This window comes from Allokutzneria oryzae (assembly GCF_042429765.1).
Classification (GTDB): Bacteria; Actinomycetota; Actinomycetes; order Mycobacteriales; family Pseudonocardiaceae; genus Allokutzneria; species Allokutzneria oryzae.
Genome location: NZ_JBHLZU010000033.1, coordinates 69,668 through 89,063 on the forward strand (window position 1 = coordinate 69,668; position 19,396 = coordinate 89,063).

Here is a 19,396-nt window from a genome sequence, read left to right on the forward strand (position 1 = left end):
ACACGCACGTGGCGAGCAACGAAGAGATCCTGTCCGGCCTTGCCGAGATCGTCGAAGAGGTCGCGGGTGTCGACCAGGGCGACGTCGCGCTCGAGAAGTCCTTCGTCGACGACCTGGACATCGACTCGCTGTCCATGGTCGAGGTCGCGGTCCAGGCCGAGGACAAGTTCGGCGTGAAGATCCCGGACGACGAGCTGGTCAACCTGAAGACCGTCGGCGACGCGGTGAAGTACATCGCCTCGAACGCATGAGTCTCACTGACGTGGTCGTCACCGGCATCGGGGCGACGACCCCGCTCGGCGGTGACGCGAAGTCCACATGGGACGGACTCGTCGCCGGCCGCAGCGGCGTGTCCCCGATGCGGGGCGAGTGGGCCGAGCGGTTCGAGCTCGACGTGCGCATCGCCGCGCACCTCGCGGTCGAGCCGACCGAGGTCCTGCCCCGCGTCGAGGCGCGGCGTCTCGACCGCTGTGAGCAGGTGGCGATGGTCGCCGCCCGCGAGGCCTGGGCCGACGCCGGTCGTCCCGAGGTCGACCCCGAGCGGCTCGCCGTCGTGGTCGGCACCGGGATCGGCGGCGCGCTGACGATCCTGCACCAGGACGACCTGCTGGAGGAGTACGGCAAGCGCAAGGTCTCGCCGCTCACGGTGCCGATGCTGATGCCCAACGGCCCGGCGGCCTGGGTCGGGCTGGACCTCGGCTCCCGAGGCGGCGTGCACGCGCCCGTCTCGGCCTGCGCCTCCGGCGCGGAGGCCATGGCCTGGGCGTGGCGCATGCTGCGCGCGGGCGAGGTCGACGTCGTCGTCGCCGGTGGCGCGGAGGCGTGCATCACCAGCCTCCCGGTGGCCGGGTTCAGCCAGATGCGGGCGATGAGCACGCGCAACGACGAGCCGGAGCGCGCCTCCCGGCCCTTCGACGCGCAGCGGGACGGCTTCGTCCTCGGCGAGGGCGCCGGGATCATGGTGCTGGAGCGCGAGGAGTACGCGAAGGCCCGAGGCGCCCGCGTGTACGCCAAGCTCGCAGGCGCGGGAACCAGTGCCGACGCGCACCACATCACCGCACCCGACCCCGAGGGCACGGGCGCGGCGCGGGCGATCAGCAAGGCGCTGACCACCGGCGGGCTCTCGCCCACCGACATCGGTCACGTCAACGCGCACGCCACCTCGACCCCGGTCGGGGACGTCGCGGAGGCGATCGCCATCCAGAGCTCGGTCGGGACGCACCCGGTCATCACCGCTCCGAAGTCCGCGCTGGGCCACCTGCTCGGCGGTTCGGGCGCGGTGGAGTCCATGGCGACCGTGCTCGCACTGCACCACGGCGTTGTCCCGCCCACCTTGAACCTGGAGAACCTCGACCCCCGCGTGCAGCTGGACGTCGTCTCGGGCGCGGCCCGTGACGTCAAGCTGGAAGCGGCGGTCAACGACTCCTTCGGGTTCGGCGGGCACAACGTCGCGCTGGCATTCACCAGGGTCTAGGTCCCGTGTGGGCGGGCCGTGAACACGGACCTCCCACCCAGGGCCTGGGGCGTACCCGGTGGGCGTACCCGCCCGCCGGGTCGTCGCGGCCCACCACCCGAGGAGTGCGGGGAAGAAACTCCTCCCTGCCCCCGCTCACTCCGGCCACCCGAGCGAGGAGTCCACGATGACCGTTGTTGACGCCAGGCCCACCACGTCGGACGGGGCGGCCGACGACCTCAGGGATCCGGAGGTCCGGCTCGCGCAGCTGATGGACGCCGGGTCGACGGAGCCGCTGCGCCCCCGCGACACCAGCGGCGTCCACGCGGTGCGCGGGCGCGTCGACGGCGCGAAGGTCATCGCCTACTGCACCGACGGCTCGCTGATGGGCGGGGCGATGGGCTCCGAGGGCTGTCGGCTCGTCGTCGAGGCCATCGACACCGCGGTGCGCGAGCGCTGCCCGGTGATCGGCGTCTGGCACTGCGGCGGCGCCCGGCTCGCCGACGGCGTCGAGGCGCTCGACGGTGTCGGGCAGATGTTCGCCGCGATGGTGCGCGCCTCCGGCCGCGTCCCGCAGATCTCCGTCGTCGTCGGCCCGGCGGCCGGCGGCGCCGCGTACGGCCCCGCGCTGACCGACGTGGTGATCATGTCCAAGGAGGGCCGGGTGTTCGTCACCGGTCCGGACGTGGTCCGCTCGGTCACCGGTGAGCAGATCGACATGGAGGCGCTCGGCGGTGTCGAGGCGCACGGCAAGAAGTCCGGCGTCGTGCACGTGGTCGCCAAGGACGAGGCGGACGCCTACGAGCGCGCCCGCCGCATCACCGGCCTGTTCGCCCGTCCCGGACTGTTCGACCTGGCCTCGGTGCGCGAGGACCGCGATCTGGCCGCGACCCTGCCGGACCAGCCGCAGCGCGCCTACGACGTGCACCCGCTGATCAAGGAGCTGCTGGACAGCACACCCGCCGAGGAAGAGGGCAAGAAGCCGGTCAGCAGCTTCGAGGAGCTGCAGGCCAAGTGGGCGGCCAACATGACGGTCGGCCTCGGCCGCCTCGGTGGCCGCACGGTCGGCGTGATCGCGAACAACCCGCTGCGCATGGGCGGCTGCCTGGACTCCACGAGCGCGGAGAAGGCTTCCCGCTTCGTCCGGCTCTGCGACGCCTTCGGCATCCCGCTGCTGGTCCTGGTGGACGTGCCCGGCTACCTGCCCGGTGTCGGCCAGGAGTGGGAGGGCGTGGTCCGCCGGGGCGCGAAGCTGCTGCACGCCTTCGCCGAGGCCGTGGTCCCGCGCGTCACCCTGGTGACCCGCAAGGCCTACGGCGGCGCCTACATCGCGATGAACTCCCGTTCCCTCGGCGCCACCAACGTCTTCGCATGGCCGACCGCGGAGGTCGCGGTCATGGGCGCGAAGGCGGCGGTCGGCATCCTGCACCGCCGCAAGCTGGCGGCGGCCCCGGAGGAGGAGCGCGAGGCCCTGCACGCCCAGCTCGCCGAGGAGCACGAGCGCGTGGCGGGTGGGGTGAACCGCGCACTGGCCATCGGTGTGGTGGACGAGGTCATCGAGCCCAAGCACACCCGCCGCCGCCTCGCCGAGGCCCTCGCGGCGGCCCCGGCGGGCCGGGGCGCCCACGGCAACATCCCGCTCTGACCCACCCGCCCCCTCTTCGAGGCCATTCGCCGACTTGTGGACGCGACACGCCGTCCCAAAACCGCCATGAGTCGGCGAATGGCGCAGGGGTGACGCGGGAGAGCGGGATCAGCAGCGGGCGTTGCGGGAGCTGTTGTAGAGGCCGTGGTTGATCTTCCAGTTGCCGCTGTCCTGGACCAGCGGGTAGACCACGTGCCAGACGATGCAGTCCGCGCGCAGCTCCGGCGGGGCCTTGTTCGGGCTCTGCACGCTCACCAGGGACAGCATCACCCGCAGGGCGCCGCCCGAGGTCGTGTCCACCCGGTGCACGTAGATGCTTCCGTCCTGTGTGGACTCGTACTCCGCGCGCCACTTGGACGGCGGCATCTCCTGGACGCGCGCGGAGACCACGGTGGTCTTCCAGACCTCGTAGTCCCCCCGGTTGATCGCGCTGAAGTGCCGTTGCAGCAGCTCGCGGATCTCCTCGGCGTGCGGGTGGCCCGCGGCGTCCGCGGTGAGCTGGACCGTGTCCGGTCCCGGCCGGTTGGCCGGGTTGCGCGAGGAGGTCTCCGGCGGCAGCACCGAAGCGACCTGTGTCTCCGGCTGGCGGTTGGACAGCTCACGGATGCCAAGGCCGACGCCCACCGCGAGCACGGCGGCCACCAGCACCACCGGGAGCAACCAGCGTTGCCCGGCGTTGTTCGACGTCCTCACCGGCACGACACCAGCGTGCCACATCGGCGAGGCCGCCCCGCACCACCTCAGCCCACCCGGTGCAGCCAGGTGACCGGGGCGCCGTCGCCCGCCCTGCGGAACGGCTCCAGCGCGTCGTCCCATGCCGAGCCGAGGAGCTCGGAGGCGCGGTGCGCGATCGCCTCGACGCCGCGGTTGCCCGCGACCAGGCTCCGCAGCTGGTCCTCGTTGACCACGATGTCGCCGTTGGCGCTGGTGCGCGCCCGCCACAGGCCGAGGCCGGGGGCGTAGCAGAAGCGCTCGCCGTCCACGCCGGGGCTGGGTTCCTCGGTGACCTCGAAGCGCAGCATCGGCCACGCCCGCAGTGCCGAGGAGAGTTTGCCGCCCGTTCCGGCGTCGGCCGTCCAGGCGCACTCCGCCCGGAGCTGTCCCGGTGCGGCGGGCTGCGCTGTCCACTTGAGGTCAGCACGGACGCCCAGGGTGCCCGAAATCGCCCACTCGACATGCGGACAGACCGCGGACGGCGACGAGTGGACGTACACAACGCCACTGGTGATGCCCCGGTTGCTCACTGCTGACCTCCGCTGCTGACGAGGGACGTCTTCCCCTACGCCCTGTCAGTGCTCCAGCAGGTGACCGCCCGGCGATCACATGGCGTCATTTTGCCCCGAACCGCCGCGGTGCGCCATAAGAACCAATGTGGCTGACAGACAGCGTCATCCACCTGAGACCTTTGCTGCGGACGGGCTATCACTGCCCGCTGCGACCACCACCCCCGACCGCGCACCGTGATCGGACGGCCGGGATCACCGGTCGGGGTGACCGAGACTACCGTGTGTGCCGCGAACAGTCTCCTCAATGCTTCTGGAGGTGAGCCGTGCGGCTGGTTCGGCTCGGCGGTGAGCCGACCAAGGTCGGTGCGGACGTCCGCGCCGCCTTGGCCGCATGGGGCGACGGCACCGCGGTGCTCGGCGGGTTCGCCCTGCTCGGAGTGACTCCGCCCGGCTGCACGCGGCCGTTGGACGCGCTCATCGTGCTGCCCCGCGCCGTGCTGGTGGTGGTCGGCGTCGACCTGCCGAGTCCCGCGCTGCGCCTGGAGGCCCCGCTGCGGGACCAGTGGAAGGTGGACGGCTGGCCGCTGACCCGGCACGACGGGGCGCGCAGCCCCGCCGACGAGGCGCTGGCGGCCACGAGCGCGGTGACCGCGCGGCTGCAGGCGGTTCGCGCCGAACCGCTGCCGGTGTGCACGATCATCGCCGTCGGGCCGTACGTGGAGCGGGTCATCCAGCCAACGGCCGACATCCACCGCGGTGTCCGGGTGCTGTACCCGAAGCCGTCCTCGCTGCTGGCCGCGGTCCGCGAGCTGGCGATCGGCGACCACCCGTGCACGGCGGAGCAGGCGCGCGGGCTGATCGGCGCGCTGCACCAGGAGTCCGGTGCGGTGCGCGCGGGTGAGCTGATCCTGGAGGGCTTCCCGGACGCGGTCTCCGCCGACCTCGCCACCGCGAGCACCGCGCTGATCCCCCGCTACCAGGACATCGAGCGGGAGGAGCCGGTTCCGGTTCGCCCGCCGCGGAAGCCGCTGTGGGCGCGGTTGAGCATCGCCGGGGTCACGTTGCTGGCCGTGGCGGTGTTGGTGATCACGGTGGCGCGTTCCTGCGGGAGCGTCCCTCGGCCCGTCGCGCAGTCCCCGGTCGTCACCACCACTCCACCGTCCACTGTGGATGACCTGGACTTCACCCCGAAGGGCAACGAGAAGGCGACCAACTGCGCGCGGGAGTCCTATGGGGACGTTCAGACCTGGTTCGACGCGCATCCGTGTTCCGGGCTGATCCGCTCGCTGTTCGAGGTCTCCGAACCTCGGCGGGCGGCCGTGTCCATCGCGGTGGTCAGCTTCACCGACCCCGCCGACGCCGCGGACTTCCAGAAGCTCGCCGACACTCCCGGCACCGGCGCGGTCAGCGACCTGGTGACCTCCGGCAAGGGGTGGACCAACGGCCCGGTCTCCTTCGACGGAGCCGCTTTCGCGTCCTCCCGGGACACCAAGCGGGTGCGCGTCGTGCAGGTCGTGTGGATCGGCGCACCGTCCACACCGGACGACGTGTCGCTGCGCGGGATCGCCGACCGGGCGTTGCGGCTGCCGCTACCGGGCTGACCGGCGGCGGAGGACGAACACCACCGCCGCGACCACCGCGACCACGCCGATCACCGCGAGGTCCGGCACCGAGTCGGCGAGGCCGCGCAACCAGACCTCGATGGAGAACTCCGTGTCCACGTCGAGGAGTCCGGTCAACCCGGCTGTTCCCTCGGTGAGGACGAACAGCAGACCGATCCCGACGAACAACAGCCCGGAGATCAGCGTCGTGCTGTGCACGCGCAGCGGACCGAGCTTGATCTCCTTGCCGCGCAACCAGGTCCGCTGCCCCAGCCGCAGTCGCTCCCACAACGACGCCAGCGCGAACAGCGGCAGCACCATGCCGAGGCCGTACACCGCGAGCAGGACCGCGCCGTAGACGGGATCCCCACCGGCGGCCGCGACGGTGAGCACCGCGCCGAGGATCGGTCCGGAGCAGAAACCCGCCAGCCCGTACACCGCGCCGAGCGCGAAGACCGACGCGGCCGAGCCGATGCTGATGCGGGCGGCGGCCTCCTGGGCTCGGCGTGAGCCGAAACCCTTGCCGAGGATCTGCGCGATACCGAGTGCGATCAGCACGATTCCCGACACGAGGGTGACCGTGCCCCGGTGCTCGGCGAACAGCCCGCCGAGAGCAGCCGACGCCGCGCCGAGCGGGACCAGGGTCGTGATCAGTCCCAGGTAGAAGACCCCGGTGCGCGCGAGCAGCCGCTTGGGGTTCTCGAAGGCGTAGGCGAAGAAGGCGGGCAGCAGCAAGGCCGAGCACGGACTGGCCAGGGCGAGAACCCCGCCGAGCAGCGCGCCGAGGTAGCCGACCTCGACGTTCATCGCGTGTTCTTGAGGCGTTCGATCGCGGCGACGAACTCGTCGAGCGGGCGGGCGCCGACCAACGGCCGTCCATTGAGGACGAACGCGGGCGTTCCGGTCACGCCGAGCCTTCGGCCCTCGGCGATGTCCGCGCGGATCTCCTCGGCCAGTGCCGGGTCGGCGAGGTCGGTCTCGAAGCGCTTGAGGTCGGCGACGCCGACGCGCTTGGCGATCTCGACCAGGCGCTCGCGCGGGAACGAGGCCCTGCCCTGGCGCGGGGCCTCGGCGAAGGCGAGCTCGTGGTAGGGCCAGAACTTGCCCTGCTTGCCGGCCGCGCGGGCGGCGAGCGCGGCGTTCTCGGACTCCTCGCCGAACATCGGGTAGTCCCGCCACTCGATGCGCAGGGTGCCGTTGTCGACGTAGCGGCGGATGAGCTCCGGCTTGGTGTCCGTGGCGAACTTCACGCAGTACGGGCAGCGGTAGTCGGCGAACTCGACGAGCACGACGGGGGCGTCGACCCGGCCCATCGCGTACGGGTCGCCTTCCTTGCGGCGCGCGACCGACTCGTCGATGGTGCCGGTGGTGCCGTCGTCGCGCGGCTGCACCGAGACGGTCGGCACCACGGGTGCGGCGGCCGTCTCCTGAGAACCGCCGTCGCGCCCCGCCGAGACGTAGACCAGCGCCACCAGCGCGACCACCACCAGGGCGGGCACCAGCCAGCGGCTCACTGGCACGCGCTGGTCGGGCTTGGAGGCGGTGAAGTCCGGGTCCTGCGGTGCGTTGGTGTGCGTGCTCACTTGTCCTCATCTGTGTGGCGTCAGGCCAGGCCCCTGCACCGTACCCATCGGGCCCCGGGGGTATGGCAGGCCCCACCCCCGCGCTGGGGCTGCCCCAAGCCCAGGTCGGAGGCTCGCCAGATCTGTTTCGGCCCCGCTTCTCGTCAGCCTGGGCAGGAGCAGGTCTTCAGGCCCGAGGGGAACCCATGAGAGAACGCAACCCGGTGATCGACGCCGTGCGGATCGGATCAGTCGCGCTGGTCGTGTTCGTGCACTGGTTCGGCGCCTACGTCACGTGGGACAACGGCACCGTGCGAGCCGGGATCGCGCTCGCCGGACCGGTCGTCTGGGCGCTGACCTGGCTGTTCCAGGTCATGCCGCTGGTGTTCGTCGCCGGTGGCTACGCGAACACGGCCGGGGTCGACGCGGCGCGGGCGCGCGGGGAGTCCTTCCTCGCCAAGCGGGCGATGCGCTTGGTGGTTCCCGCGCTGCCCCTGGTCGCGCTGTTCACGGCGGTGAGCACCCTCGGCGCGTCGTTCGGCGCGCAGCCACTTGCCACGGTCGGCGCTCAGGTGATGAAACCCTTGTGGTTCTTGGCGATCTACCTGGTCGTGGTGTGCCTCGCCCCGCTGATGGTGCGCATGCACGACCGCTTCGGGCCGGCCGTGCCGCTCGTGCTCGCCGGTGGAGTGGCCGTTGTGGACGGGGTCCGGTTCTCCACGGTGGGCTTGGTCGCCGACATCGGCATCGGCGGCGACATCAACTTCGTGCTGGTCTGGTTGACCGCGCACCAGCTGGGAATCGCTTACGCACGAGGCGCTTTCGCGCGCTTCACCCGGCGGGAGCTCGCTTCGCTCATCGCGGTGGCGGTCGCGGTGATGCTGGTGATGGTGTTCGTGGGCCCGTACCCGCCGAGCATGATCGGCCTGCCCGACGTCCCGGTGTCCAACCTCGCTCCGCCGACGCTGGCGATGCTGGTCCTGGCGTTCGCTCAGGTGTGCGCGCTCGCGCTGGTCGCTCCGTGGGCGGGTCGCAAGCTCTCCGGTGAGCGCCCGCGACGCTTCATCAAGCGCGCCAACCCCGCGGTCATGTCGGTGTACCTGTGGCACCTGCCCGCCGGGGCGATGCTGCTGGGCGTGGCGCTGTTGGCTCCCCAAGCGCTGTTGCCGGACCTCGGCGTGAGCTGGTGGCTGTCGCGCCCGGTGTGGTTGGGAGCCAGCGCGATCGCGCTGCTCGGCGTGCTGCGCGTGGTGCGCAGGGCCGAGGCCGCACTGCCCACTGTGGACTCACGATGGCCACTGCTCGGGTTGCTCGTCACCGCCTACGGGGTCCGCGAAGCCACCCGCTACGGCCTGGACCTGACCAACGCCGACGCGCGGGCAGCGGTGATCACGATGGCGGTGGGCGTCGCGGTGCTGTTCGTTCAGCGGTCCGGCAAGCGCCGTGGCGCGGCGTGGGACCGCAACGCCGGAGCGACCGGGCGCCCGTCGAGCAGCCCGTCGACGGTCCCCGCGTCCAACGCCTTCGCGTAGACCTCAAGCGCCGCACGGACAGCGGTCACGGTGTGCTCGACGTCGGCATCGGTGTGCGCTGCGGAGATCACGAAGGACTGGCCGAGGACGCCGTGCCGCAGCAGCTCCTGGAGGAACAGCGTGCGGTACGCCTGCGAGGGGCGTCCTTCGGCATCCGCCGTGGTGAACACCAGGCACGACGGCCTGCCGATCACCGAGACGGCCGGGAACGTCCCCAGCTCGCGGGAGAGCTCGTTCACCGCGTCGGCGAGCACCGCGCCCTGCCGCTCCATCACCCCGACCGGATCGGTCTCCCGGTAGGCGCGGACAACGGCCCGGAACGCCGCCAGCGAGGCGGTTTCCGGACCGTGCGTGGTGGACAGCAGGAAGACGCGGGCCGCGTCGGTGCGCAGCCCGCCGAGCTCCATCAGCTCCCGCTTGCCCGCCAGCGCGGCGATCGGGAACCCGTTGCCCATCGCCTTGCCCCAGCACGACAGGTCCGGCCGCACGCCGTAGACCTGTTGCGCGCCACCGGCCGACCAGCGGAAGCCGGTGATCATCTCGTCGAAGACCAGGACGGAGCCCTCGCGGTCGCACAGCTCGCGAACGCCTTCGAGGAAGCCGGGTTCGGGCTCCCGCAACGCGCTCGCGGCTTCGAGTACCACGCACGCGATCTGTCCATTGTGGATGTCGAAGAGCTCGCGCAGCGATCCGAGGTCGTTGTAGCGAAAGGACACCGTGAGCTCGCGCGTGGCCTCCGGGATTCCCGCGTTCATGCCCGCGGTGCCGATGAACCAGTCGTCTACGGAGAAGAACGGCTGGTCGGCGCAGATCGCGACCTTGGCGCGGCCGGTCGCCGCGCGCGCCAGCTTGACGGCGGCGGTGGTCGCGTCGGAGCCGTTCTTGGCGAACTTCACCATGTCCGCGCCGGGAACACCGGTGAGGAAGTCCTCAGCGGCGGCGAGTTCGAGCGCGGTGGGCCGGGTGAAGTTGACGCCGTTGGACATGGCATCGCGGACCGCGGCGAGCACCGGTTCGTAGCCGTGCCCGAGGGTCACCGCGCGCAGCCCCATGCCGTACTCGACGAACCGGTTGCCGTCGACGTCCCAGACGTGCGCGCCGCTGCCTCGCTCCAGCACCGGGGTCATGTGCTCGGGGTACTGGTCGGAGGCGCGGGCGTAGGTGTGCGCACCGCCGGGAACGATCTCGTGCAGACGGGCCTGCAGACGCGCGGAGCGCTGGAAACCGTTGGCGCTCACAGCCAGTCCACATCCCCCGGCAGCAGCGACCACAGCTGGTGGTCGACCAGTCTTCCCCCGACGTGCATGTGTTGCCGCATCACACCCTCTTTGCGAAAACCGTTACGCGCCAACACAAGCGCGGCGGCGCGGTTGCCGACGCCGACCGGGGCGACGACCCGCCGCAACCCGAGCGGCCCGAAGGCGTGCCGCATCATCATCCGCAGCGACCGCTGGGCGACGCTGGTGCCACGGAACTCCGAGGCGATCCACGCGCCGAGCTCCGCCGTGCCCTGCGTCCGGTCGAGGCGGTCCAGGCTCATCTCACCACCGAAGCGGCCGTCCACCTCGATCACCAGCGGGACCGAGTAGCCCTTGCGCGCGGCGCGGCGCGCGGCCCACGCCCGCTCCCGCCAGCGCGGCTCCGCCGTGCGCTCCGCCCACGCCTGCCCGCTGGTCGGCCACCACGGTTCCAGCTGCTCGCGGTCCGCACGCACCACCCGTGACCAGGCGGTGGCGTCGTCGGCGCGCGGCGGGCGCAGCCGGGTGCGACGGCCACGGTCGAGCTCCGGTCCGAGCACCACGGGCCAGCCGGGACTCTCCGGCCTGATCCTGCGCGCGACCGCGCCCACCAGGAAGCGAGCGTTCACCGCGCGACGCCAACAGTGCACATGGGACAACCTTCAGCCGAAAACTCATTGCCGGACAAGGCGATCGCACTTCCCATCGGCACGGGCGGCAAGATAGTTACATGCGAGCGGAGATCCCGACAGTGCCGATCCTCGGCGTGCGCGTCGCCAAGCTGGACGAACAGGCGGCGATCAACGAAGTCAAGCGGCTGTTCGAGGGACACGAGCCCGCCCTGGTCGCCTACGCCAACGCGCACTCGATGAACCTGGCCTGCGGGAACGCGAGCTACCGGCGGGTGCTGGACCAGGCAGCCCTCGTGCTCAACGACGGCTCCGGCCTGGCCATCGCGGCACGGCTGCGCGGGGACGGCTTTCCTGCCAACCTGAACGGGACCGACTTCACACCGAAGATCCTGCGCGTGGCTGCCGACCTCGGCGCGGCGGTCTACCTGCTCGGCGGTGAGCCCGGCATCGCCGAGACGGCCGCGGCGAAGCTCACGGCGGCCATTCCCGGCCTGAAGATCGTCGGGACTCAGCACGGCTTCTCCCCCGACACCGAAGCGGTCGTCGGCCGCATCCGGGCCAGCGGCGCGGAGGTGGTGGTCGTGGCGATGGGCAACCCGGCGCAGGAGCTGTGGCTGGACCGCTACCTCACCGCGACCGGCGCGAGGGTGGGCGTCGCGGTCGGCGCCTTCCTGGACTTCACCGCGGGCAAGGTCGAGCGCGCTCCGGCGTGGATGCGGCGCGCGGGCGTCGAGTGGGCGTACCGACTGGCCCGGGAACCGCGAAGACTGTTCCAGCGCTACGTTGTGGGCAACCCGCTCTTCCTGGCCAGGGTCCTCGCCGAGCGGTTCGGCCTCCGGAGGAGCTCGTGAAGATCTGCTTTGTGACCACGTACCCGCTGGGCAGGCGGGAGCTCGGCGGCAGCGGCTGGGTGGACCGGAGGCTGCTGGCGGTGCTGCGCCGGGACCACGACGTGGACGTGGTGTGCGTGACCGGCGACGAGGGCAGCTGGGACGACGAGGGCGTGCGCTGCCACTCGGCGGGCTCGGTGCCGCTGGAGGTGCGGGGCGACCGCGCCCGGCTGCTGCGGGTCGCGGGCGGCATGCTCACCAGCCCGCAGCCGTACCTGGCGCGGAAGTTCACCGTCTTCCCCGGCTGGCGGCGGGCAGCGGCGCTGCTCGCGCGCCGGGCGGCGGGCCGGAAAGTGGTCACCAGCGGCTGGCCCGGCCTGCTGCTCGCCGAGTCGGCCGGGGTGCCCGTAGCGGCGCACATCGCGCACAACGTGGAGTCGACGATCGCGGTGGAGCACTCACCGCGACCGCTGCGGCTGCTGGGCGAGACGTGGCGGCTGCCGCGCGCGGAGCGACGGCTGCTGGCGTTGCCGCACAAGGTTTTCACGCTGTCCCGAACCGACGCGTTCGTGTTGCGGGGCTGGGGTGTCGGCGCGTCAGCGTTGCCGCTTCCCCTGATCCAGCAACCACTTGACGAGCAAGCGGATGCCTTGGGCTTCATCGGCAAGGCGAGCTGGCCGCCGAACGAGCGTGCCCTGGAGGCGCTGACCGGCCCGGTGCGCGCGGAGCTGGACCGGCTCGGCCAGGACGTGCCCTACGTGTTGGCGGGCAACGGGACCGAGGCCTACGCGGGACGCCCCGGCGTGACGGCGCTCGGCCGGGTCGCCGAGGAGGCCGACTTCTACCGACGGGTCGGCCTGGTCGTGGTGCCGCGTTTCGGCGCGTCGACGGGCATCAGCGTGAAGATGCTGGAGGCGGCGGAGTACGGCCGCGCCTCGGTGGTGCCCCCGCAGCTCGCGGCGGCCGTGGACCCCGACGGCCCCTGGCTGGTCGCGGACGGCCCGCGAGCGACGGCGGAGGTCGTCGCGGCCTGGCGCGCCGGAGAGTCCACTGTGGACGTCAAAGCCTGGGTGGCCCGCCACGACGGCAGCACCACCGCCGCCACCCTGGCCCAGGCCTTCTGAACGCCACCCACGCGGCGGTACGACCGCACCACCGCAGCCCCGGTTCGCGACACCACACCGTCGGTCGCCCTCCGCCACCGCAGCCCCTTCCTCGCGTTTTGCCACCTTAATGCGAAAAGGGAGCGCTCTCTTGCGCATCAAGGTGACAAAACGCGAAACGACCGGGAGGGCGGGTGGGGCGATGGCCGGGGTCGCGCGGGGTGTGGCGGGGTGTGGCGGGGGTCAGTCCTTGATCTGCTTGCGCTTGGGGTTCTTGGTGACGATCTCGATGCCGCCCATGAGCGCGTAGCCGTTGATCCGGATCGTTGGCGAGTCCGGGGTCACCGAGTCCTCGTCGACGTTGACGTCCTTGCCGCCCATGAAGCTGAACCCGCCCACCTCGACGCGCACGCCGGGCGGGACCGTGATCTGGATGCCGCCCATGATCGCGACCGCGGTGATCGTGGTGACCTTGGAGGTGAACACCGCGGTGCGGAAGTCCAGCTCCACTCCGCCCATCATGGCCAGGGCGCTGATATCCGACTCCACCCGCCAGCGGCCGTTGCGCACCGCGCCGCTCATCACCGCGACCGCCCACTGGCGCTTCCCGGTGCCCTCCTCGTAGCTGACCGGGAGGTTCTGGTGGGCGGCGGCGGGGCGCGTGACCGGCAGGTCGGCCACGACCAGGTCCAGTTCGCCCCTGGTGCGTGCGGCGTAGGCGAGCCCAACGCGCTCGTTGTACTCGGTCAGCGTCAGGCGGCCCTCGCCGACGGCCTGGTTGAGCAGCTGCGCGATCTGTTCCCGCTCGATGTCGCCGACCCGCAACTCGGGCTGGTCATTCATGCCGCCGAGGCTAGCGGGTCGGTGCGGCGCGCGTGAACGTTGTTACCGATCAGTCGCCGTTGATGAGCTTCATGGCCAGCTCGGGGTAGAACGCGCCGGACTGCGTGCCCTTGCCGACGCCGCAGTCGCCGTCGGACTCCCCCGGGCGTTTCACCCACAGCAGCGCGTCGGCGCCGCCCGGCCCGCCGACCTGCGGCGCGGTGCCGAGCCGACGCCCGCCCGGGTTGCACCAGCTGCCGTCGGACCCGTTGCCGTTGCGGCTGGTGTCGATGACGAAACCCGCGTCGATGCCGTAGCGGGAGCGCAGGATGCGTTTGAGCTCACCCGCGTACTCGACCGCGTCGTCGGTGCTGTTGAAGTTGGAGACGTTGACCGCGAAGCCCCTCGCGCCCCCGCCGAGCCCGACCTCGGCCAGCCCGGCGGCGACCCGCTCCGCCGGGTTGTGCACGCCGTCCCCGCCGTCGAGGTAGACCCAGGTCGATGTGGCGTAGCGGTTGAGCGTGGCCACCGCCGTGGTCAGCATCCGCTTGCGCTCCTGCCTGCCCGCGTCGTCCAGGCACTGCAGGTGGATCACGGCGTCCGGCTCCAGCAGCATCAGGGCCGGCCGGTCGCCGATGGCCCTTGCCACCACGTCCACCCAGCGCAGGTACTCGTCGGCGGAGCGGGCACCGCCCGCGGAGAAGCTGCCGCAGTCGCGGTTCGGGATGTTGTAGCCGACCAGCACCGGCAGCTGGCCGCTGGCGTAGGCGCCCGCGACGAAGGTCGAGACCCGCCGCTCGGTGTTCTCCCCCGGCCCGATCCAGCGCGCGGTGGGCTGGCGGGCGAGGCGGTCCTCGATCGCCCCGGCGCGCGCGTCGCCGCTGTTGGCGCGCAGCCAGCTGACGACGTTGGCCTCGGGATCGACGTAGAAGAACTTGGCGCCCTGGAAAGGGCTGGGGATCGGCTGCGGGAGCGGCCCGGGGACAGGCGCGCGCGAGGAGCCGCGGTCGGAGCGCTCCGGCGTGGGCTCCACGGCCGGGTCGGACGTGCACGCCGTCAGCACCACCAGGACGGCCGCGAGCGCCGTCAGTAACCGGGCCTTGCTTTTTCTCCGCACCCCAAGCCACCACCTCTCACCAGGGAAAAGCGTACGTCCGAACGGGAACTTCTACCCGGCGACGGCGAGCGCCTCGTCCAAGGTGTGGCGGTATCGAAACCACCCGAAAGCGACCACGCCGCCGGTGAGCACGCCACCGAGCACGACGCTCAGTAGCGGCGAGGGCGAGAAGGCCCGCACCAGGACGAGCCCACCCCCCGTCGCGGCTGCGGACAGCGACGGCGGGACGATCCCCCGAACTAGGGAGGAAACCCTGATCCCGGCCTTGCGCAGCCCCCACGCGTGCACCGGGACCGCCACGAGCAGGGCGACCGCCGCCTGCGCCCAGCCGATCCCGGCCAGGCCCCACAGGCGCGCGGCGACCACCGTCGCCGGCACCAGGGTGAGCAGCCACCACAGCTGGATCAGCGCGGAGGACAGCGGCGCGCCCACCGCGAGCAGCAGGTGGAACGCGAGGTCGGCGAAGACCCTGCCGACCGCGGCGACGGCCAGTCCGGCGAGCACCATCGCGGCCGGGCCCCACTGGGCGCCGTAGACGACGTCGACGATCGGCTCGGCCAGCAGCGCCAGCGCGACCCCGCCCGGCATCACCGCGACGCCGACGAGCCCGATCACCCCCGCCGCCGCGCGGTCGAGGTCGGAGCCGTGTTCGCGGGCCCGGGAGAAGGTGGCCAGCGCGACCCGCTCCACCGTGGTGGACACGATCGACACCGGCCAGTTGGCCACGTTGTTGGCCAGGTAGAAGAAGCCGAGCGCGGTCGCGCCGAGCACGCTGCCGGTGACCACCTGCGGCACGCTCTGCGCGAGCATCACCAGGATCGAGGACGCCACCACCGACGCGCCGTAGCCGCCGACCTCGGCGAAGTGCTCCTTGGAGAAGCCGAAGCGCGGCCACTGCCCGCTCAGCGCCACCAGCAGGACCACGACGAGCGCGGTGCCGCTGACGTGGCCGATCGCCAGCGACCACGCGCCGTGGCCGAGGAAGGCGAGCGTGCCGGTCAACGCCAGGTTGAGCACGCTGCCTGCGAGGTCGGCGACGAGCCTGCGCGCCTGGGCCAGCTCCCGGGTGAGCATCGCGCCCGGTACCGCGGCGAAGCCGTCGAGCAGCACGTTGATCGCCAGGAACCGCACGATCTCCGTCGCGTGGGGACTGCCGAGCGCGCTGGAGAGCGCGGGCGCGCTCACCGCGCAGGCGCCGAAGGCGACGATGCCGCCGAGCACCGACATGGTCCACGCGGTCGGCAGCAGCGGCCGGACGTCGCCCGAGCGGCGCACCACCGACGCCGCGGCTCCGAGATCGTTGAAGGTGAGCAGAAGTCCTTGCACGACAAGGGCCGTGGCGTAGAGACCGAACTCCTCCGGCGCGAGCAGCCGGGCGAGCACGATGCCCATCGCGAACGTGCCGAGGCGGGACAGCAGCGTGTTGAGCAGGCTCAGCCACAGTCCGCGCTTGAAGCGTCCGGCGAGCCCTGCCTGGGGGGCGGCCTCGACCTCCGGGGCGTTGCCGCTCACCCGAGCGCCTCCCGCGACCAGTCGCTGAAGTAGCTGCCAGCGTGAACGGTGTAGTCCACGGTGACCACCGGCAGGTGCGTCACGGAGGAGCGTGCTGACACGCGGTGCACGAACTCCCAGTCCTCTCTCGGATGGACCCAGCGGGGACGGGCCCACGGGTCGAAGCGCAGCCAGGGCACTCGCCTGGCGACGACGGCGTTGACGTCGACCCACGCCGTGTCGGCGTGCTCCCTGCGGTCGAAGTCCCGCCCCAGTACGTCCACTGTGGACCCGTCGGGCCGTCTGCGGTGCAGGTCGGTGTAGACCAGCCCGGCGGACTCCAGCGCGGGCAACGCGGTTTCCAGGTGGTCCGGCCGCCAGGTGTTGTCGTCGTCGAGGAACGCGACGAACGGCGAACGGCTCAGCCGGAGCGCGACGTTGCGCGCCAGCCCCGGGCTTCCGTGGTTGCGCGAGAGCCGGAGCACGGTCAGCCGCGGGTCCTTCGGCAGCCCGTCGACCTGGCCGCCTCCGTCGTCCACCACGATCACGGCGATGTCGGTGACGGTCTGCGCCAAGGCGCTGCGCACGGCCTCACGAAGACCGTCCGCACGTTTGTAGGTCGGCACGACCACGGTCACCAGCGCGTCGGTCGGCGTGTGCAGCCGCGCCAGCCGGGCGACCTCGCGCTGCTCGGCCCGGAACGCGCCCGCGCGCTCCTTGGAGAACTTCACCGCCCACCAGCGCTCGCCGACCACATACCTGCCGACCGCTCGCCGCAGCAGCTTCTTCGCCGCAGGCGGCAACAACCCGTAGTCCCGGCTCATCGCCGCTCCCCATCGAAGTCTGACGGCGCGGCGGGATTGGTGGGCCGCCCCGCCAGCAGCGCCTGCCGACCGGACAGCAACGCCCGCAGCGCGGCGAGGTGCGTCCCGCGCCGCAGTGGCAGTCGGGCAACCTGCGCCGCAACCAGTGCGCCCCACACGATTCGCGCGCCAACGGCGCCGTTCCACCGTGCCGCGTGCACCACGCGGTTGGTGACGAGCTGCGCCCACAACGCCGGGGCCGAAGCCACTTCGCCGCCCCTGTGAACGGCGCGAGCCCCCTTGACCTGCCGGATCGACCAGCCGGCGTCCTTGACGCGGAGGCAGTAGTCGACCTCCTCGGAGTACAGGAAGAGCTCAGCGCGCCAGGGCCCGACGCGCGGCCACACCCGCGGCGAGACGAGCAGTGTCGCTCCGTTCGCCCAGTCCGGCTGCTCGTGGCTGCCGACCGGGATCTCCTCGCTCAGCAACGGGAAAGCCACCGCGCGACGGCCCAGCACCGAGTCGCCGAGCACCCGCAGCGGCGTGGGCCGACGCCGCAGTGTCGGCTCCGGCTCACCGCTCGGGCGGGTCACCTCGGGTACGGCGACGCCGACGCGGGGATCCTCGAACGCGTCCAGCAGGCGGGCGACCGACCCGGGTTCCAGCCGGACGTCGGCGTTGAGCACGAACAGCGCTTCGCCGTCCTTCGCGCGCGCCATGCACGCGTTCACCCCGGCCGCGTAGCCGAGGTTGCCGCCGGTCTCCACCACCTCCGCCGTTGGCAGCAGTTTCCTCGCCACAGCGGCACTTCCGTCGGAGGAGGCGTTGTCCGCGACGACGACACGCCACGACGACACGCCCGCCAAGGCGGCGGGCAGGCCGTCTATCAGCCCGGGAAGATCGTGCGCGGAGTTGTAGGTGACCACGGCGATCACGACTGGTGGTCTCATGACGAGGTCTCCGCCCGCTCCCAGGACGCCACCGCGCCCGCGACGCCGATCAACAAGAAGGTCAGGCCCTGGAACTGCGGGAAGGCCAGTGCGTCGAAGGTCGCGAAACACATCGCGGCGACGGCAAGCGCCGAGCCGACGGCCCACGCCGCGTCCCGCAGCTCCGGGTTGGTTCCCTTGCGGCCCAGGCGAACCCACGCGGCGCGCGCGGAGAACACCGGCACCAGCAGCAGTGCGACGAGCACGAGCAGGCCGGGCACTCCGGACTCCACCACGGTCAGCAGGTACTGGTTGTCCAGGAACGGTTGCGGGGGCGCCACGTAGGTCCCGAAGCCCTGTCCGCTGAACGGGCGCTCCGCGAGCCTGGCGCCGACGTACTCGTAGTCCGCCAGCCTGCTCCACACGCTGTAGTCGTTGCTGGACCCGGCGACGGTCTGGCTCAGCACGGAGAACACCTTGGGCTCGGCCACGCCGGCGAGCGCGCCGAACACCGCGACGACGACCGCGCCCATCAGCCAGCGCACGACTCCCAGCCGCGGCAACAGGAAGAGCCCGATCATGGCCAGCCCGAGCAGCCCGGTCCGCGAGATGCTGACGACGATGCCCGCGACCAGCACGAGCGCGCAGCCCCACCACAGCGGGCGATAGCGGGCGAAGCGGGTCAGGTAGAGCCCGAGCGGCAGCGCGGACGCGCACATCGCGGCGAGCTCGATGGGGTGGTTGGCGAAGCCGATCGCACGCTCAAGCCCGCCGCGTTCGAGGTCGATCGTGCCGAGTCCCTGCACCTCAAGGCCGGGGAACGCGGTCATCGCGCGCAGGTCCACCTTGACCGCGAAGTACGCGACGGCGGCGAAGGCGGACGCGGCGACGCCGAGCACGATCGCGCCCAGCACCGCACGCAACGCGCCGAGACCGTTCAGCCCGTCGCACGCCAGCAGCGCTACTCCGACGCACAACGCGTGGAGCATCCACCCGCGGTCGGCCCCGCCGAGGATCTCGTCGGGTGCGCCGATCCCCAACGCCAGCGCGTGGGCGCCCAGCAGCACCACCGTCCCGCCCAACACGGTGGTGCGGACCGGGTTCACCCCGATCCGCATCCCCATCCCGCCCGCGGCCCGTGCGACGAGCCACCAGATCAGGCAGACCGCGGCGGCCAGCCGGGCGGGCGTCAGCGATCCACCGACCCCTGCGATCACGTTGTTCTGCGGCAACGCCAGCAACAACAACGCGACCGCGACGAGGAGGTAGTGGGCCGGAACGGTGGCGAAGAACTCCCGCGGCTTCCGGCGTGGCGGCCGCCGCGGTCTTGGCTGTCCGGCGTCGCGGATCGCGGCAAGCCGCTCGGCCACCCCGGCGATCACGACGACCCCTCCGCCCGCCGGCGGCGTCTC

19 protein-coding genes are annotated in these 19,396 nt (G+C 72.0%); 7 read left to right on the top strand and 12 right to left on the bottom strand.

The features are described from left to right. Positions 1–8: 8 nt before the first annotated feature. The 3 genes from ACFFQA_RS34785 (at position 9) to ACFFQA_RS34795 (ending at position 3,098) form a co-directional block, all read left to right on the top strand. A complete protein-coding gene (locus tag ACFFQA_RS34785; RefSeq protein WP_377861594.1) occupies positions 9–251 on the top strand; it encodes an acyl carrier protein in 243 nt (80 codons plus the stop codon). After that, positions 248–1,474, top strand: coding sequence for a beta-ketoacyl-[acyl-carrier-protein] synthase family protein (locus ACFFQA_RS34790; protein ID WP_377861597.1), 1,227 nt, complete (start codon positions 248–250; stop codon positions 1,472–1,474). The genes ACFFQA_RS34785 and ACFFQA_RS34790 overlap by 4 nt, the downstream gene beginning before the upstream one ends. 166 nt (positions 1,475–1,640) lie before the next feature. Then, entirely contained in the window at positions 1,641–3,098 is a 1,458-nt protein-coding gene (locus ACFFQA_RS34795; protein WP_377861600.1) for an acyl-CoA carboxylase subunit beta, read from the top strand. Between the two features lie 108 nt (positions 3,099–3,206). On the opposite strand, the gene ACFFQA_RS34800 is transcribed toward ACFFQA_RS34795, so the two are convergent. Continuing rightward, positions 3,207–3,797, bottom strand: a complete 591-nt coding sequence (locus ACFFQA_RS34800; protein ID WP_377861602.1) for a hypothetical protein — start codon at positions 3,795–3,797, stop codon at positions 3,207–3,209. Between the two features lie 41 nt (positions 3,798–3,838). Further along, positions 3,839–4,342, bottom strand: coding sequence for a DUF3145 domain-containing protein (locus tag ACFFQA_RS34805; protein WP_377861605.1), 504 nt, complete (start codon positions 4,340–4,342; stop codon positions 3,839–3,841). A gap of 305 nt (positions 4,343–4,647) precedes the next feature. Between ACFFQA_RS34805 and ACFFQA_RS34810 the strand changes: the two genes are divergently transcribed. Continuing rightward, complete coding sequence (locus ACFFQA_RS34810; RefSeq protein ID WP_377861608.1) at positions 4,648–5,925, top strand: hypothetical protein; 1,278 nt, start codon at positions 4,648–4,650, stop codon at positions 5,923–5,925. Here the strand turns inward: ACFFQA_RS34810 and ACFFQA_RS34815 are convergent. Both ACFFQA_RS34815 and ACFFQA_RS34820 read right to left on the bottom strand, forming a co-directional pair. Beyond that, positions 5,914–6,732: a cytochrome c biogenesis CcdA family protein gene (locus tag ACFFQA_RS34815; protein ID WP_377861611.1), complete on the bottom strand. Its 819-nt coding sequence runs from the start codon at positions 6,730–6,732 to the stop codon at positions 5,914–5,916. The two genes, ACFFQA_RS34810 and ACFFQA_RS34815, sit on opposite strands and share 12 nt — an antisense overlap. Beyond that, positions 6,729–7,508 (bottom strand): DsbA family protein, encoded by a 780-nt coding sequence (locus tag ACFFQA_RS34820; protein WP_377861613.1) that lies wholly within the window; start codon positions 7,506–7,508, stop codon positions 6,729–6,731. The genes ACFFQA_RS34815 and ACFFQA_RS34820 overlap by 4 nt, the downstream gene beginning before the upstream one ends. A gap of 185 nt (positions 7,509–7,693) precedes the next feature. On the opposite strand from ACFFQA_RS34820, the gene ACFFQA_RS34825 reads away from it, so the two are divergent. Beyond that, positions 7,694–9,019 carry an acyltransferase family protein gene (locus ACFFQA_RS34825; protein ID WP_377861616.1) on the top strand — a complete coding sequence of 442 codons (1,326 nt, stop codon included), beginning with the start codon at positions 7,694–7,696 and terminating at the stop codon, positions 9,017–9,019. Here ACFFQA_RS34825 and ACFFQA_RS34830 read toward each other — a convergent pair. After that, the gene (locus ACFFQA_RS34830) at positions 8,911–10,257 is read right to left on the bottom strand and encodes a glutamate-1-semialdehyde 2,1-aminomutase (RefSeq protein WP_377861619.1); all 1,347 of its coding nucleotides are present in this window, start codon (positions 10,255–10,257) and stop codon (positions 8,911–8,913) included. The two genes, ACFFQA_RS34825 and ACFFQA_RS34830, sit on opposite strands and share 109 nt — an antisense overlap. Then, positions 10,254–10,886 carry a GNAT family N-acetyltransferase gene (locus tag ACFFQA_RS34835; protein WP_377861623.1) on the bottom strand — a complete coding sequence of 211 codons (633 nt, stop codon included), beginning with the start codon at positions 10,884–10,886 and terminating at the stop codon, positions 10,254–10,256. The genes ACFFQA_RS34830 and ACFFQA_RS34835 overlap by 4 nt, the downstream gene beginning before the upstream one ends. A 101-nt stretch (positions 10,887–10,987) precedes the next feature. Between ACFFQA_RS34835 and ACFFQA_RS34840 the strand changes: the two genes are divergently transcribed. Both ACFFQA_RS34840 and ACFFQA_RS34845 read left to right on the top strand, forming a co-directional pair. Next, positions 10,988–11,740, top strand: coding sequence for a WecB/TagA/CpsF family glycosyltransferase (locus ACFFQA_RS34840; protein ID WP_377861626.1), 753 nt, complete (start codon positions 10,988–10,990; stop codon positions 11,738–11,740). Further along, positions 11,737–12,843 (top strand): glycosyltransferase, encoded by a 1,107-nt coding sequence (locus ACFFQA_RS34845; protein WP_377861628.1) that lies wholly within the window; start codon positions 11,737–11,739, stop codon positions 12,841–12,843. The genes ACFFQA_RS34840 and ACFFQA_RS34845 overlap by 4 nt, the downstream gene beginning before the upstream one ends. A gap of 222 nt (positions 12,844–13,065) precedes the next feature. Here ACFFQA_RS34845 and ACFFQA_RS34850 read toward each other — a convergent pair whose 3' ends face one another. The 6 genes from ACFFQA_RS34850 to ACFFQA_RS34875 are packed head-to-tail and all read right to left on the bottom strand — an operon-like array spanning position 13,066 to position 19,366. After that, positions 13,066–13,665 (bottom strand): DUF1707 SHOCT-like domain-containing protein, encoded by a 600-nt coding sequence (locus ACFFQA_RS34850; protein WP_377861630.1) that lies wholly within the window; start codon positions 13,663–13,665, stop codon positions 13,066–13,068. Between the two features lie 49 nt (positions 13,666–13,714). Further along, positions 13,715–14,761, bottom strand: a complete 1,047-nt coding sequence (locus ACFFQA_RS34855; protein ID WP_377861633.1) for a glycoside hydrolase family 6 protein — start codon at positions 14,759–14,761, stop codon at positions 13,715–13,717. A gap of 51 nt (positions 14,762–14,812) precedes the next feature. Next, positions 14,813–16,273, bottom strand: coding sequence for an oligosaccharide flippase family protein (locus ACFFQA_RS34860; protein ID WP_377861636.1), 1,461 nt, complete (start codon positions 16,271–16,273; stop codon positions 14,813–14,815). After that, on the bottom strand, positions 16,270–17,076 hold the full coding sequence (locus tag ACFFQA_RS34865; RefSeq protein ID WP_377861639.1) for a glycosyltransferase family 2 protein: 807 nt from the start codon (positions 17,074–17,076) through the stop codon (positions 16,270–16,272). Before ACFFQA_RS34865 ends, ACFFQA_RS34860 begins: the two co-directional genes overlap by 4 nt. Then, positions 17,073–18,005: a glycosyltransferase family 2 protein gene (locus tag ACFFQA_RS34870; RefSeq protein ID WP_377861642.1), complete on the bottom strand. Its 933-nt coding sequence runs from the start codon at positions 18,003–18,005 to the stop codon at positions 17,073–17,075. Before ACFFQA_RS34870 ends, ACFFQA_RS34865 begins: the two co-directional genes overlap by 4 nt. After that, the gene (locus tag ACFFQA_RS34875) at positions 18,002–19,366 is read right to left on the bottom strand and encodes an O-antigen ligase family protein (RefSeq protein ID WP_377861645.1); all 1,365 of its coding nucleotides are present in this window, start codon (positions 19,364–19,366) and stop codon (positions 18,002–18,004) included. The genes ACFFQA_RS34870 and ACFFQA_RS34875 overlap by 4 nt, the downstream gene beginning before the upstream one ends. Between the last annotated feature and the right edge of the window lie 30 nt (positions 19,367–19,396).